The following is a 15,473-nucleotide window of genomic DNA, read 5'->3' as shown; positions in this document are numbered from 1 at the left end:
GAAAATAATTCTATGAGGTGGTTTTTTTGCTGGATGATGTTTCTGTTACTGTGTTCCTCTCTGGCTACAGCAGGCAACGTATTAACCCTTCAAGAAATAACCCAAATTGCTCTAGCGAACAACAAGGATTTAAAAGCAGCCCGTTATACTGTGGCTATTGCCAAGGCGCGTTTAATCCAAGCAGGTCTTTGGCCTAATCCAAGTCTTAATCTTTCCAATAACGACGATCGCTTATTTAATGACGAAGGGGAATATTCACGCAGTGCTGGTTTTAGCCAAGCATTCCCTATCTCTGGGCGTATTGCAAAACAAAAGACCGTGGCGCGCTTGGATGTGTTAAAAGCCATGGCAGAAATTAGGGAAGCGGAGCGTCAATTAAGCAGCAAAGTGGCCAATGCGTATTATGCTGCGGTGATTACCGAGCGTCGCCTGCAACAGGTGAATTACTTATTACGGATAAACCACGAGCTTGTCGATGTGATTCACAACCGTTATCATGCGGCTGAAATTTCAAAGCTGGATGAGAATGCAGCACGCATTGAGTATCTGCGGATTGGGCAAGAAAAACATCTTTTGCATAGTTTTAGTATCAGTCAATATGCCCTACTGAATCAATTGATGGGGCGGGAAGCCAATTCTCCTTTATCTCTTAAGAGGGATGTCATCGCAGGTAAAAAACTTTCTGAGTTAGCCTTCTTAAAAACATTAGCCCTTAAAAATCGTCCTGATCGTCAGGCCATCGCCTTATCGATTCACCGCGCCAATGCCGACAGGCGTTTGGCCAAAGCCGAGCGTTTTGCGGATTGGACGGTAGGGCTTGGTGTTCAACAAGATAAAATTGTGGTGGAAGAGGGGCCACCCCAACCCGCTGATCGCACTTTGGGGATCACACTTTCCGTTCCTCTTCCTCTTTTAAACCGTAATCAGGGACGAATTTTAGAAGCCAGTCACACAGGAACTCAAGCCATGATGGCATTACGTGCCTTGGATTTAGTTATTGAAACTGAAATAGCGAGTAATTATGCCCAACTGAAAGCACTTCAAATGAGCCTTAGAGAAACGCAGACTGTTTCTCTTAAATTAGCAGTTGAGAATGTCAAATTGGCACGTGATTCTTATGAGAGCGGACAAATTTCTTTTTTGAATGTATTGCAAGTGCAAAAACAACAAAATGATTTGCAAACAACTTATCTCAATACTTTAGAAAAGTATTTGCAAGTGTATGTGGCTTTATGTACGGCGATTGGTCCTGGTAAAACCAATGGGTTTTGCCCTTATTTAGCGTATCAAAGGAATGGGGATAGTAAATGAGATGGTGGCAGCAAATGAGAAGGATGGCATTAATTAGTCTGTTTCTTAGTTTACTCTTTCCTATTCAAGGGTGCTTTGCCCATGGAGAAGAAATTGAAGTGAGTGAAGGAGGCGCCAAAGGGCCAGTTCATTTAACACCCGCACAAACTAAAATGCTTGACATCAAGGTGGTGGAAGCAACCAATCGCCCCATGGCGCAAATGCTTGGTTTAAATGGCCAAATTCAATTGTTACCTGATGCGCAAGCCGATGTCAGCATTCGGATTAGTGGGAGTGTGACCGCCATTGATGTGAATTTAGGGGATAGCGTCAAGGCAGGACAGCGTCTAGCCACAGTGCAATCACGATTAGTGGGTAATCCTCCACCAAGTGTCGCCGTCACAGCTCCCATTGCAGGCATCATTGATGCCAGGAATATCAATTTGGGCCAAGCGGTTGAGCCGAACACCGTTCTTTTTCACATCAGCAATCGCGATAAATTATTAGTCGTCGCTCAAGTGTATGAAGAAGATTTAGGCAAGATTAAAGTAGGGCAAAAAGTAAACATTCATGCTTTAAGTTACCCAAAGAAGGTTTTTGCAGGCCAAGTGACTTTAATTGAACCCAATCTTGATCCATTAACCCGTACCGTCAATGTGCGAATTACTTTGGACAATAAGGAGGGACTTCTCAAGACTGGGATGTTTGTGCGGGCTAATGTGATTTTAGCGCGTAATGAGGCAGCACTTGCCATACCTAACGCTGCTCTTTTACAGGCGGATAATGAGCAATTTGTTTTTGTGCAAAATGGGGATACTTACGAGCGAGTGGATGTTCAAGTCGGTGCTGTGGATGATGACTTCTCAGAAATTACAGATGGCTTAGTTCCTGGCGACCTCGTTGTCACTCAAGGCAATCGTGAGCTTTATACATTATGGCTTAGTGGTGGTAGTAAATTTCAATCCGGCAGTCATGAGGAGCCCCAATAAATGTTTACTCGCCTCATTGCCTGGTCTTTACATAATCGCCCTTTGATTTTGGCGTTAACGATTATTCTTTGTTTACTGGGTGGTTATACCCTAAAACGAATGCCGGTGGATGTTTTTCCTGAATTTGCACCACCGCAAGTGGTAGTTCAAACCCAAGCGCCTGGCATGGCAACCCAAGATGTGGAAACCCTGGTGACTTACCCTTTGGAAAGCGCTATTAATGGAACACCAGGGGTAGCTAGTGTTCGCTCAAAAACTTCCGTTGGATTATCGACCATTACCGTGGTATTTGATGATAAAACGGACATCTACCGCAATCGCCAACTGGTTAATGAACGTATTCAACAAGTAGTAAATCGCCTTCCTCCGGGGGTCTCGTCACCGGTGATGCTGCCAGTCACCTCAGCGGTCGGGTGGTTGCTTAAATATGCATTGGTGAGCCGCACGGAAAGCCCAGAAACACTGCGAACCATTTCCGATTGGACTATTCGTCCGCGCCTCTTAGCTTTAGGCGGGGTGGCTTCTGTAGTTTCCTTAGGCGGAGAAGTCAAGCAATATCAAGTGCAGCTTATTCCTTCGCGCATGCTGGCCTATGGCATCACGGTTGAAGAAGTGCGCCAAGCGTTAACAACAGGAAATCAAAATGTGCCTGGTGCTTTTGTCCATCAGGCCGGTACTGAATTCGTAGTGAGCACCATTGGACGGATTAAAACGCTTAAGGATATTAAAAAAACACTGATTGTAGTCCGTAACGGGGTTCCTATTACCATTGATAATGTGGCTGCAGTCGCTTTCGGTGGTGAAATTAAACGGGGTGATGCGTCTTATAATGCAGAACATGCGGTGATTGGTACTGTTTCTAAAATTTATGGCGCCGACACATTAACCACGACACATAAAGTGGAACAAGCTTTAGCGGATATCAAAAAATCGTTGCCCGCAGGGATTGAATTAATTACCGAGGTGTTTCGTCAAGCCAATTTTATTGAATCGGCTATTCATAACTTAACGAAAGCCCTGATTGAAGGAGCAATTATCGTCATTGCGGTATTGTTTCTTTTTTTAATGAATTGGCGAGCTTCTTTTATTACGTTTTTGTCCATGCCGGTTTCTTTTATTGTCGGTATCCTGGTGCTTCATTATTTTGGTTTTGGTATCAATTCGATGACCTTGGGTGGGATGGCAATTGCGATTGGTGAAGTGGTGGACGATGGCATCATCACCGTTGAAAACGTGGTCCATCGCTTAAGGCTTAATCGCATGAGCGATAAACCGTTACCCACGATTGAAATTGTTTTTGATGCGGTTTTGGAAATTCGAAGTTCCGTGGTTTATGCGACCATTATTATTAGCCTTGTGTTTTTGCCCATTTTCTTTCTGTCAGGAATCCCTGAGCGGATTTTTAGTCCTTTAGCCATTGCTTATATCGCATCAGTCTTAGGCTCTCTTGTTGTCTCTATTACTATGGTGCCGGCCCTTTGTTATCTCCTTTTAGTGCGAAAAAGTGAAAAACAGCAAGAGAATAAAGTGGTGATGCATGTTTTATCTCAAGAGGAACGTTATCATTTGACGGAAGAAGAAGCAGCCAAACAATCTCAAGCGGAAACTCGTTTTGTGATTTGGCTAAAAAAACATTTTTTAATGGGGTTAAATTGGTCATTGGACCATTGTAAAACGGTCGTGACTATCGCAATTGGTGCATTTGCTTTTGCTTTAGCTTTACTTCCTTTTTTTGGGACTTCCTTCTTACCTGAGTTTCATGAGGGCAATTTTATTATTGTAATGAGTACGTTGCCAGGAACCTCGCTGGATGAGTCCATGCGCTTAGGCAATCAAGTCAGTAAAACCTTGTTGAAGTATCCGCAAGTGATTTCCATTGCTCAACGGGCAGGCCGCAGTGAATTGGACGAAGATGCCCTACCACCCAACATCAGTGAGTTCGATGTGCGCCTGGATTTTGGCAAAGACAAGACCATGTCTGCGGATGAATTATTGCAACGCATTCGAGCGGATTTGGCAAACATCCCAGGAGCGCTGTTTAATGTGGGTCAATTTATTGCCCATCGTATGGATGAAGTGCTATCAGGGGTCAGAGCACAAGTGGCGGTGAAGCTCTTTGGTGATAATCTTGCGACATTAAACGAACTGGGTCAATCAGTCGAAGTCCTATTAAAAACCGTACCAGGAATAGTGGATGTTAACAAAGAGCAACAAATTAATGTACCCCAGTTGGTCATTACCATTGACCGAGAAAAAGCCACACGTTATGGCATTAATGTGGGGCAAATTTCCGAGGATGTTCAAGTTCTTTTGAATGGCATAACCGTGTCGAGTATTCTTGAAGGGCAGCGAACCTTTGATTTGTATTTGCGCATGAGTGAAACAGGACGAGACAGTGTTAAAGCCATTCAAAACATGCTGATTGACGCTCATGGAGCGGAGAATCAGAAAACTAAAATTCCTTTGCGTGCGGTAGCTGATATTCGCCTAGAACCCCAGCCTTTTGCAATTAATCGGGAAAATGTGCAGCGTGTTTTGGTGATTGCTTTTAATGTGCAAGAGAGGGATTTAGGTAGTGTGATTCAAGAAGTGCAACAACGGGTTAAGGAAAAGGTGACATTGCCCAGCGGTTATTTCATTCAGTATGGTGGTCAGTTTGAAAGTCAGCAGCAAGCCTCTCGCGTGATTATTCTTTTTGGTGCACTTGCTGTTTTTATCATGTTAATCCTGCTTCATAAGGCTTTCGGCACATTTCGTGAGGCACTGCTTGTGATGTTCAATTTGCCTTTGGCTTTGATTGGTGGGGTCATTTCTTTGTTTCTTGCCGGTGCTAACATGAGTGTGGCGGCTATGATTGGTTTTATCACCTTATTTGGAATCGCGGCACGTAATGGGATTATTTTAGTGAGCCACTACAATCAATTACGTGTCCAGGGACAACCACGTGAGCAAGTGGTCATTCAAGGAACCCTCGATCGCTTAGTGCCCGTACTCATGACCGCCGCAACAGCAGCACTTGGCTTAATTCCTCTGTTATGGGGTTCGCCTGCTGGTAAGGAATTGGAGCGCCCTTTAGCTCAGGTGCTTTTGGGAGGATTATTTACTTCTACTGTACTCAATATGTTTGTGGTACCTACGGTGTATAACGCCATTGAAGTATGGCGAGAACAGCGGATGCAATTCAATAAAACAGAACAAGGAGAAACAACATGAAGCACGTTACTTTGAAACAAAAAAGCCATTTTTGGTTGGGGCTTATCACCAGTGTTTTGTTGGTTTGTGGGTATTCTCAAGCAATGGCTGATTCTACTGAAGAGTCAACACAATCCATTCCCAAAACGATTCCAGCCCTTTGGGAGGCAGTAGATAAGCATGCGGCATCCATTAATCAAGTGCTCGGTGGTGATGATTTAACGACCATACACCAGCATGCGTTTGCGATTCGCGATTTAGTCAACGCATTACCTGCGTTAAGTAAGGATTTGTCAGAGGAACAGAAAAAAACACTGCAGCAAAATCTAAGCTATGTCAGTCAATTGGCCACGCGTCTTGATAAATCAGGCGATGCCAATGATAAAAAAGGGACACAAGTCAACTGGGAAAAATTGCAAAAAGTGTTGACACAGCTGCGTTCTTTGTATCCTTCGGATGCCCCTAATTAATCAAGGCATCGGTTGTAATATATCCTGTGATTCGCAGTTTATTACTGATTCACATTTGTCCTATATAGCCAAACAGGTGCAAATGCGTTTGCCCAGAGGGATATTGCAGTTGCTAAAATGAGATCAGACTTGTCAAGTATCCGTTCCCCATTACTGAGGAGTGGTTACTTGACTAAATATATTGATGTAAAATAGCGTGCGCGGCATATTTGTTTCGTCTCTTCTGCAAAGATAGCTAAAAAATAGGCTTAGGCAAAACAATAAATTAGGATAAGCATACATGACTCAGGTGATGAAAGAGAACAATAGAGTTAACGCAAGTTTAACAGCGCTTTCCGTGATGAGCAGTTATATTCAATCTATAAATAAGCCATTAATACCCTCTGAATTTTATATCGAACTATGTTTAGCCCAACACATCATTTCATCAGTGGTTGATTTCGAATCTTATGGCTGCTCTTATGGAGATGAAAACAGTCTAAAAAAACTGTTACATTATTTACAACATAATTTTTTTAATAAAACAGTTACTCCTGGTTATCACTCAATGATATTAGCTAGAAAACTAATGCTGAAACACAAGGTAGAAAAGGGAATTTTATCTAACGGTGTAAGACAAGTTATTTTTCTAGGTGGTGGCTATGATGTACGAGCGTTTATCTCATCAATAAAATTTCCAAACGTTCAGTTTTATGAATTGGATAGGGGACAAACTCGTCAAATAAAACTGAAAGCACTCTTGAATATTCCAAAGGAAATTGGAATCCGACAAGCACCTGTTGATATAAGAATTAACCATACCCACATTTTTAATGAAAATTTCTTTTGTGTAGACTGTGATTTTTTAGAAGATAATTTAGAAGAAGTTCTGTGTGCTAATGGATTTAAGAAAGGAAGCAAAACATTAGTAATCGCAGAAGGTCTTACGATGTATTTAAATGAAAAGGGAGTAATGCAGTTATTAGCAGGGTTGGCTAATCTTCTTGAGGAGCATGATGAATTCATATTGAGTTTTATTCCTAAAATAATTAATTCTTTTTCAGAAGACATGCCAATTGTATCTAGAGAACTGCATTGTTTTTCTTTACCGCCTGACGAGGTTAGTCGATTTGTAGCAGCTTATGGTTTTGAGGTGATTTATAAAAATTTATTTAAAGATCTTCTGATGCTCATGGGGGATATAAACAATGCGAAAAAACATGAAAACAACCTAATTTTAAAACAAGAGCATTATTATACATTGAGAAAATGCACTCATTTATTTAAAGCAAGCAGCAAGACGATTCATGAGATTCCTGATTATCAATTTTCAATTCCATTCAATTGCTGTGCATAAGTGACAATATTGGTAGGCAGTGTTTGCAAAATTGCATTAGGCCATATCAACTTCTTCCTCTAGTAGTTCGCCAAACCATTTTTTTACGGTTTCTTCTCCTAGATGGTCATAAATATAGAATAAATATCGACTGAAATCGACTTCAAATTCATTGTTAGGTATTGGCTCGTTGTCTGAAGTGGGTGTATGATGTACATACTTTCCAAAAAATTGATCACAAAAAGCCATATAATCCTTTGTAAAAAGAAGGAAAGTATGCCACATGTCATCAATATCCAACATGTCAGGGTATATTCCACAGGAGAACTTTAATTCGTCATTTTCTGGAAAATGACATAAATCTTCTTTATGTTTTTGAGAAATCCATAAGTATTTCAATAACTCTGGAAAGGCTTCTTCGGCTTTTAATTTATTATTGGGATAATCTTTTTTATACCTATTTAATACTTGTGTGTTTTTGTATTCTAATAATTTATCAATTGGCGTTGTCATGAAAATGACCTCTTAATAAGATAAATACCATTCACCTAAGTCATGAGGTGAATGGTATCTTTTTATAATACTGGTATTACCAACAACAAAGATTACGCCCTTTAGTATTTTTCATTTTTTTTGTAACAATTGTCCTTATGAGATCTGACTTATTCATTTTAGCTCCTTTTAAATGACATGAGATGGAATGATTTTTAACATTCCAACATTACAATATTATGCTAGCTAATTGAAGTCAAGTACTGTGCTTTTTGTATAGTTAACGAGTCGAATGGTGCGATAAATGGTGTTAACAACCTTGATTTAGGGTTAATAGAAATACTAGGACAGGTTGATTTTTGTTGTGTAGCCTGCTTTGAAGTAATAGTGAGGTAGGGGAGAATCTCAGGCTCTCTATCTTATCACTCTAGCAGGTACTGTGATGGAGCCGGTGTATAAGTCTGATACTTGTCTGGATAGAAATGTTCTAAAAATCATCGTAAACTTCTTTTCGATGTTTTATTGCAATAATAACGACGGTATTTGTTTCTGCTTCGATGCGGTAAACAATCCTATAATCACTAACTCGCAAACGTCTATGTCCTTTAAGGCTATATCGCAGTGGCTTACCGAAACCGATAGGATCAGCCATCAAACGCTCTTCGATGGCTTTTTTTATGAGCTTTTTGGCTGAAGTTGACAAACTAGGCATGTCGTTTTTAACAACATCTTCTATATATTCAATTTGATACAGTTTACTTCCAGGCGTCATCATGCTTCACTCTTTTTACTGTAGCATGATCACGAAATTCAGCAATGGCAGACAATACTTTATCTTCACGTCTTTCCAATGCCTCCATGATAAGTTCTTTAGCCAAGCCTGAAATCGATTTATGTTCTAGCTCTGCAAGGTAGGCAAGTAACCCTGCTGTTGATTCCTCAAAAGTAATATTTATTCTTGGATTTTTAGTAGGCATGATATTGCTCCTAAATTGGTGCCTAATATAAGTGTAACACTTTTGCATCACCTGTCAAATAGTAATACTAATAGAAACATTTGATTGGGTTACCTATCATTCTATATAACTTGGGATAAATTTTTTAATCGAGAATCTACCACTATTTATTATGGAAATTGCCATCAAACTTCCTTCAACGTTAAGTTTTTTCTTTTATTACCTAACTCAAATTTTTTATTAGTATTTTTTTCTGTTGCCACAAAAGATAAATCACCGGAATAACAATCAGAGTGAGTATGGTGGCACTAGCCATCCCGCCAACCATCGGTGCAGCAATACGTCGCATCACTTCAGAGCCCGTGCCGCTTAATAGCATAATCGGCAATAAACCTCCAATAATGGCAGTCACTGTCATGATTTTGGGCCGTAGGCGCAGGAGTGCTCCTTCGACTACGGCGGTATACACATTATCTTTGGTAAGAGCACGCTGCTCTTGCTTCGCTTGCTGCTGTTGTTTTTCCAAGGCTTGATTAAGAAATACCAGCATGATGACCCCTGTTTCAGCAGCAACGCCCGCCAAAGCAATAAAGCCAACTCCTACGGCAACGGATAAATGATATCCCAATAAATAAAGTAGCCAAATGCCGCCGATTAATGCCAAGGGCAGGGTTGCTAAAATAATGATGACCTCAGCAAAGCGACGAAAATTGAGATACAGCAGGAAGGCAATAATGGCTATTGTAAAAGGAACAACCAGAGACAAGCGTTCTTTGGCACGTTCCAAATATTCGTATTGGCCAGACCAGGTTAGTGAATAACCTGCGGGTAACTTCACCTGTTGTCTAATAATATTCTGAGCTTCTTTCACATAAGAGCCCAAATCACGTCCTGTAATATCCACATAAACCCAGCCATTGAGTCTGGCGTTCTCACTGCGAATCATATCAGGTCCTTCGGTAATCGTAACATTAGCCACTTCACTTAAAGGAATGGTGGCTCCTGTTGGAGTGACAATGGGCAGTGAGCGTAAGTTTTCTAATGAATCGCGAATCTCCCTCGGGTAACGCAAGTTAACCGGATAACGTTCCCTTCCTTCAATCGTTTGTGTCACATTCATTCCACCAACGGCTGTTTCAATAATTTGCTGAATGTCTTCAATATTTAACCCATAACGCGCGGCTTTCACGCGGTTGATATCTACTGTCACATAACGGCTGCTGGCTACTCGTTCAGCAAAAACAGACGTTGTGCCCGGTACTTTTTTCAATACAGTTTCAATTTGTTGGCCAATGGATTGAATGGTTTTTAAATCAGGTCCTGCAACTTTAATCCCTACAGGCGTTTTAATCCCAGTGGCTAACATGTCAATGCGGGTTTTAATGGGCATCACCCACGCGTTGGAAAGCCCTGGCAATTTGAGACGTGACTCCAGTTCATCACGCAATTTATTCATAGTCATGCCAGGACGCCATTCATTTTTAGGTTTGAACTGGATGGTGGTCTCTATCATCGATAAGGGAGCTGGGTCCGTTGCTGTTTCAGCACGCCCAATCTTACCAAATACCGTTTTAATCTCAGGGATACTTGCAATCAATTTATCAGTTTGTTGTAAAAGTTGCTGTGCTTTGCCTGCCGAAATGCCTGGAAAAGTGGTTGGCATGTAGAGTAAGTCCCCCTCATCCAGTTCTGGCATAAATTCACCACCAAGATAAGAGACAGGCCAAAATCCAATAAGCATGATGAAGGCTGCGATTGTCAGTGTTGTTTTGGGTGTTTTCAAACTCGCTTGTAGAATCGGTCGGTAAACAGCCATTAAGGCACGATTGATTGGATTTTCTTGCTCCGCCTTTATTTTGCCACGGATAAGATAACCCATTAACACAGGTACTAAGGTAATTGAAAGTGCTGCAGCAGCTGCCATTGCATAGGTTTTGGTATATGCAAGCGGTGCAAACAACCGTCCTTCTTGAGCTTGTAAGGTAAAAACCGGTAAGAAACTCACCGTAATGATAAGTAAAGAGAAAAATAAAGGTGGCCCCATTTCAAGAGCTGCTTGTTGCATCATTGGCCAGCGATTTTCTGAAGTAATGGCATTATGCTCTAGGTGCTTGTGGGCATTTTCAATCATGACAATGGCCGCATCTACCATGGCACCAATGGCAATAGCAATACCCCCTAAGGACATAATATTGGCATTAATCCCTTGCACATGCATGACTATCAATGCGAGTAAAATAGCAATAGGTAAGCTAATCACAATGATTAATGAAGAGCGAAAATGGAATAAAAAAACCACACAAATTAGGGAAACAACAATAAATTCTTCAATTAATTTATCCCTTAAAGTATTAATCGCTCGTTGGATTAAACTTGAGCGATCATAGGTAGTAATGATTTCCACGCCTTTAGGAAGACTTGCTTGCAATTGATTGAGTTTTGCTCTGACACCGGCAATGGTTTGCATGGCATTTTGGCCTGAGCGCATGACAATAATGCCACCCACTACTTCCCCTTCGCCATTTAATTCGGTCATACCGCGTCGTATTTGTGGACCTAGTTGTATATGAGCGATTTCTTTTAGCAAAATGGGTATGCCATTTTTACCTAAACCCACTGGAATTTGCTCAATGTCCCGAATGGATTGCAAATAGCCTTTGGCTCTTATCATGTATTCTGCTTCGCCCATTTCAATGGTGGCGCCTCCTGCTTCACGATTACCTCTCTGCACCGCTTGCTTGACCTGGTCGAGAGTCAAACCGTAGGCGCGTAATCGGTTGGGATCTAAAGTAATTTGATATTGTTTCACCATGCCACCTGCAGTGGCTACTTCAGCAACACCAGGTACTTTTTGTAATTCAAATTTGAGAACCCAGTTTTGTAAACTGGTGAGTTGAGCTAAATCATGTTGGCCTGTGCGATCAACAAGCGCGTATTCATAGACCCATCCAACACCTGTTGCATCAGGTCCTAAAGCTACTTGTGCTCCAGGTGGTAATTGATTGGCAATTTGGCTTAAATATTCCAGAACCCGTGAACGTGCCCAATACAGATCAACGCCATCTTTAAAAATGATATACACATAAGACACCCCAAAACCTGACTCACCTCTTACTGTAACAGCTCCGGGTACTGCTAACATGGCGGTGGTTAAGGGATAAGTCACCTGATCTTCAACCACTTGTGGTGCTTGTCCGGGAAATTCTGTTTTAATAATCACTTGGACATCCGATAAATCGGGAATGGCATCAACAACGGTGTTATTGATGGTGTAGAGGCCTCCTACTATCATCATTACAGTGACGAGTATCACTAGAAATCGGTTGTTAATTGACCAACGAATGATGCTTGCAATCATGGTTTTTGTCCTTTGGGGTTCGTTGATTGTATCCTTTTTTCATTTTCTTCAGGTGTTTCCAAGCGCTCCAAACCCGCTTTTAAATTCGACTCGGAATCAAGCAGAAATTGTCCGGAAACAACGACGTTTTCTCCTACCTTAAGGCCCGAAAGAATTTCGACTCGATCACCCGATTCCATACCTGCTTTGACTTGGCGGACTTGAAAACGTCCCTTACCTAAGGCCACGATCACTCGATCACCTTGTGGACTTCGAATCAAAGCCTCAAGAGGAATACTCAGCACATTGGATTTCGGATTGACCAGGATAGAAATGCTGGCATACATATTAGGTTTTAATTGATTATCGGGATTATCAAAACGAAATCTTACTTTGACGGTGCGAGTCATGGGCTCTAATCGAGGGTAAATATATTCTACCCTACCTTTCCATTGTTTTTGTGGGAACGCTGATATTCGTGCTTCGGCTTGGTCACCTATCTTGACCCAATTGGCTTGTTCTTCAAAAATTTGGGCAATCATCCAAACGTTGGCAAGATCAACTAAACTCATTATTTCCACATCCGGCGTAACTCGCATACCTTCTCGAATATTAAGAGCGGCAACAATGCCATCTTGTGGAGCATAAACAGCTACTAATTGATTCGATTGATGACCTTTTTTGATGTCTTCAATTTGTTGTTCGGAAATGTGTAAGGCTTGTAATCGTTTATAAGACGCTGTAATTAAGGATTGATTATTACCTTCCAAGGCAATTAGATATTCTTCTTGAGCAGTTACTAATTGGGGTGAGTAATATTGCAACAGCAATTGGCCTTTTTTAACAGAATCACCTACTGCCTTGACTACCAGATTTTTCACCCAGCCATCAGCATAAGTATGAATATGGCTGATTTGATTTTCATTAGGCTCTACAAACCCCACTGTGTCTATATGTCTTGCTAATGTTGTTTGTATCACTGGAACTGTACGTACACCAAGATTATTGACTACAGATGGTGAGATTTGAACTGTTGCTTTTTCACCTTTTTCTTGGTTGTCGTCTGGATAGACCGGAACAAGTTCCATGCCCATGCGCGATTTTCCGGGTCCTGGGTAATGAATCATTGGCTCCATGGGATCAATCCAATAGAGTGGTTTTTTGTTGGTTGCCTCTTGTGAAGCTTTTCCAGTAATGATGTTAGTTGTCCAACGTCCCAGGAACACTCCCAAAATAATGGAGATTACGATTATGAGTAGTAATTTCTTGTTCATAGAGCAACTCCTTCTAAATACAGTAGTGTTGCACGGGATTTCAGGCGCTCAACTTGTATCTGTACTTGTTCCAGTTGAATGGTTAATTGGCTGCTGTAGGCGCGTAGCACGGTGGTTAATTCAGTGGTTGCACTTTGATAAGCCAATAAAGCCGCTTTGGCATTTTGTTTTGCTTCAGGAAGCAATTGCTTTTCATAGATGACCTCACGTTCTGAAAGACGCTGCCACGTCGCATATTGCGCACTGAGTACCTGAAGCAAATCTCGATAATGTGTTTGTCTTTCAAAGTGGCTCGCATTGAGTCGATTGAAACTGGCGCTTAATTGCCTATCTTGGCGATTGGCGGTAAAAAAGGGCAAATCCATGGTCACTTGAGCCGTTAGCATATCCGACCGAGGCATCTCACCTGGCATTCTCCCCTGTCTAAAACCATAACTCACGCCCAATAACCAACCCGGTTTATATTGTTCTTTAGCGTAGGCGACTTCGTAATAAGAAGCTTTCACATTGGCCGCATCGGCTTGTAGCAAAGGATGTTTGGGTAATCGAGCTTGTAGCTGGTTCAATGGTGATGGTCTAGGCCATCGGGGCATAGAAAGCACCAATGAGCGATTGATTTCCTTAACTCCAATCCATCGAGCGAGTTGCGCGCGTAATACAGCCAGTTGTTGTTGAATTTGAATTTCCTGATCATTGAGGCGGGATAATTCCAATTCCACTTGAATCACATCGGATTGATTAATTTTACCGTTACTGTATTGAGATTGCGTGACCTTCAGTAAATCCTTATATAACAACCGATTGGCGTGAAGAACCTGCAAGGCTTTCGTCCAATAATACAGATCTAACCAAGTTTCTCGTACGTTACGTAACAAGGTGATGACTTGATCAAAGGCTTTTTTAAGCTCTACTTTCGCTAACGCTTGTGTTTGTTGGGATTTCATCTTTAAAGAGCGACCCCGTGGAAATTGCTGCTGCAAACCGACCTCTACCATGGTCATCATGTCTTGGGTAAAACTGAAGGTATCGGTAGGGACATTAATCGTACCTGCCAGTAATTGTGGATCGGATAATTGGCTATCGGCGACGGCTTGCTGTTGTAACGCTTGGCTATTTGCTTCGAAACGTTTTAATTCAGGGGAGGTGGCAAGAGCTAAATGTTCTGCTTCGGTTAACGTCAGGGGTGCATTGGCAATTGCAAAGGCTAGCCCTCCCCAACATAGGCAAATCATGGTCATGATTCCTTGAAGAAAACAGGCTGTTTTCATACGATAACCTTTAAAAAATTAATGAACTAAAGTTTGGTTCATCCAATGTCCATTTCGCTTACTTAAGAATGAGAGACATCACAGTGCTTATCGATTGCGCTTGTTTGATTAATGAATCGGATAATCTAACCTATTGATTTATAGGATGCTCTTCTACCATTTTATATAAATATTAAATAGTATATTGTCGTAAATTACTTATCACAATTTTTTTTTTGAGTTTTTTAATTTATTTTGTCGAGAAAGGGCAACCCGTACAATAAAAAATCCGCGGCAAACCCCTTGTGTTAGCTGTGAGAGAATTGGGTTTAGTTATATTGCAAATAAAAAAGCAACAAGCAACATTTTTGGTTCTCATTTTCATTGGATAAAATTGGATTTTGTCCAATGTTGAGTGCAAACGGGCCAGGTAAAATGTTTATAAATTAATTTGGTTTTAAATCCAAAGTAATGACATCGTCTGCTTTCCCACTTTTGGGGATGATAGTCACTGTGCCTTTTGTAAAAGAGCCCACTTGATAGCTTTCTTCTTCTAGGGTCACGGGGTTTCCTTTTTGATTCCGTGCCGAGGATAAATCCGCAACTTTGGCTAACTCTTCAAGACTAATCGAGGAGCCGCGATACATGTGTTTCGTTTGGTTTGTAGTATCTGTGGCTTCAGTGGTTCCATGACCCAAGGTCACAAAGGATATGGCGAGCATGGTTAATAAATACAATATAAAATTGATTTTTTTCATGAGATTCATCCTAATCAAATGAGGTATTACCATAATAGATTATCTACTGCGCAACAACAAACGGTTACGACTGGATTATTTTTTATTTAATCTCCCTTAATCACTTCCTTGAGCAGTCGTTGACTTTAATAGGTCTTGTCCATTTCAGTCTTC

General features: G+C 41.2%; 12 protein-coding genes. 5 read left to right on the top strand and 7 right to left on the bottom strand.

What is annotated here, in order from left to right:
- Window positions 1-12: 12 nt before the first annotated feature.
- The 5 genes from Lpar_RS16220 to Lpar_RS16200 all read left to right on the top strand — a co-directional run bounded on the left by Lpar_RS16220 (window position 13) and on the right by Lpar_RS16200 (window position 7,277).
- Entirely contained in the window at window positions 13-1,311 is a 1,299-nt protein-coding gene (locus tag Lpar_RS16220) for a TolC family protein (protein ID WP_011946120.1), read from the top strand.
- On the top strand, window positions 1,308-2,279 hold the full coding sequence (locus tag Lpar_RS16215; protein ID WP_011946121.1) for an efflux RND transporter periplasmic adaptor subunit: 972 nt from the start codon (window positions 1,308-1,310) through the stop codon (window positions 2,277-2,279). The genes Lpar_RS16220 and Lpar_RS16215 overlap by 4 nt, the downstream gene beginning before the upstream one ends.
- Entirely contained in the window at window positions 2,280-5,492 is a 3,213-nt protein-coding gene (locus Lpar_RS16210) for an efflux RND transporter permease subunit (protein ID WP_011946122.1), read from the top strand. It begins immediately after the preceding gene.
- Window positions 5,489-5,941, top strand: a complete 453-nt coding sequence (locus tag Lpar_RS16205) for a hypothetical protein (RefSeq protein WP_011946123.1) — start codon at window positions 5,489-5,491, stop codon at window positions 5,939-5,941. Before Lpar_RS16210 ends, Lpar_RS16205 begins: the two co-directional genes overlap by 4 nt.
- Before the next feature lie 280 nt (window positions 5,942-6,221).
- On the top strand, window positions 6,222-7,277 hold the full coding sequence (locus Lpar_RS16200) for a class I SAM-dependent methyltransferase (RefSeq protein WP_011946124.1): 1,056 nt from the start codon (window positions 6,222-6,224) through the stop codon (window positions 7,275-7,277).
- 36 nt (window positions 7,278-7,313) lie between these two features.
- Here Lpar_RS16200 and Lpar_RS16195 read toward each other — a convergent pair whose 3' ends face one another.
- The 7 genes from Lpar_RS16195 to Lpar_RS16165 all read right to left on the bottom strand — a co-directional run bounded on the left by Lpar_RS16195 (window position 7,314) and on the right by Lpar_RS16165 (window position 15,320).
- Window positions 7,314-7,769 (bottom strand): glycine-rich domain-containing protein, encoded by a 456-nt coding sequence (locus tag Lpar_RS16195; RefSeq protein WP_011946125.1) that lies wholly within the window; start codon window positions 7,767-7,769, stop codon window positions 7,314-7,316.
- Window positions 7,770-8,235: 466 nt separating this feature from the next.
- Entirely contained in the window at window positions 8,236-8,523 is a 288-nt protein-coding gene (locus Lpar_RS16190) for a type II toxin-antitoxin system RelE family toxin (protein WP_011946126.1), read from the bottom strand.
- Complete coding sequence (locus Lpar_RS16185; protein WP_011946127.1) at window positions 8,504-8,725, bottom strand: hypothetical protein; 222 nt, start codon at window positions 8,723-8,725, stop codon at window positions 8,504-8,506. Before Lpar_RS16185 ends, Lpar_RS16190 begins: the two co-directional genes overlap by 20 nt.
- A gap of 202 nt (window positions 8,726-8,927) precedes the next feature.
- Window positions 8,928-12,062, bottom strand: coding sequence for an efflux RND transporter permease subunit (locus Lpar_RS16180; RefSeq protein WP_011946128.1), 3,135 nt, complete (start codon window positions 12,060-12,062; stop codon window positions 8,928-8,930).
- The gene (locus Lpar_RS16175; RefSeq protein WP_011946129.1) at window positions 12,059-13,315 is read right to left on the bottom strand and encodes an efflux RND transporter periplasmic adaptor subunit; all 1,257 of its coding nucleotides are present in this window, start codon (window positions 13,313-13,315) and stop codon (window positions 12,059-12,061) included. The genes Lpar_RS16180 and Lpar_RS16175 overlap by 4 nt, the downstream gene beginning before the upstream one ends.
- Window positions 13,312-14,583: a TolC family protein gene (locus Lpar_RS16170; RefSeq protein WP_011946130.1), complete on the bottom strand. Its 1,272-nt coding sequence runs from the start codon at window positions 14,581-14,583 to the stop codon at window positions 13,312-13,314. The genes Lpar_RS16175 and Lpar_RS16170 overlap by 4 nt, the downstream gene beginning before the upstream one ends.
- Before the next feature lie 425 nt (window positions 14,584-15,008).
- On the bottom strand, window positions 15,009-15,320 hold the full coding sequence (locus tag Lpar_RS16165; protein ID WP_011946131.1) for a hypothetical protein: 312 nt from the start codon (window positions 15,318-15,320) through the stop codon (window positions 15,009-15,011).
- Between the last annotated feature and the right edge of the window lie 153 nt (window positions 15,321-15,473).

Source organism: Legionella parisiensis, assembly GCF_001467945.1.
Classification (GTDB): domain Bacteria; phylum Pseudomonadota; class Gammaproteobacteria; order Legionellales; family Legionellaceae; genus Legionella; species Legionella parisiensis.
This window is presented reverse-complemented; position numbering and strand designations above follow the sequence as displayed.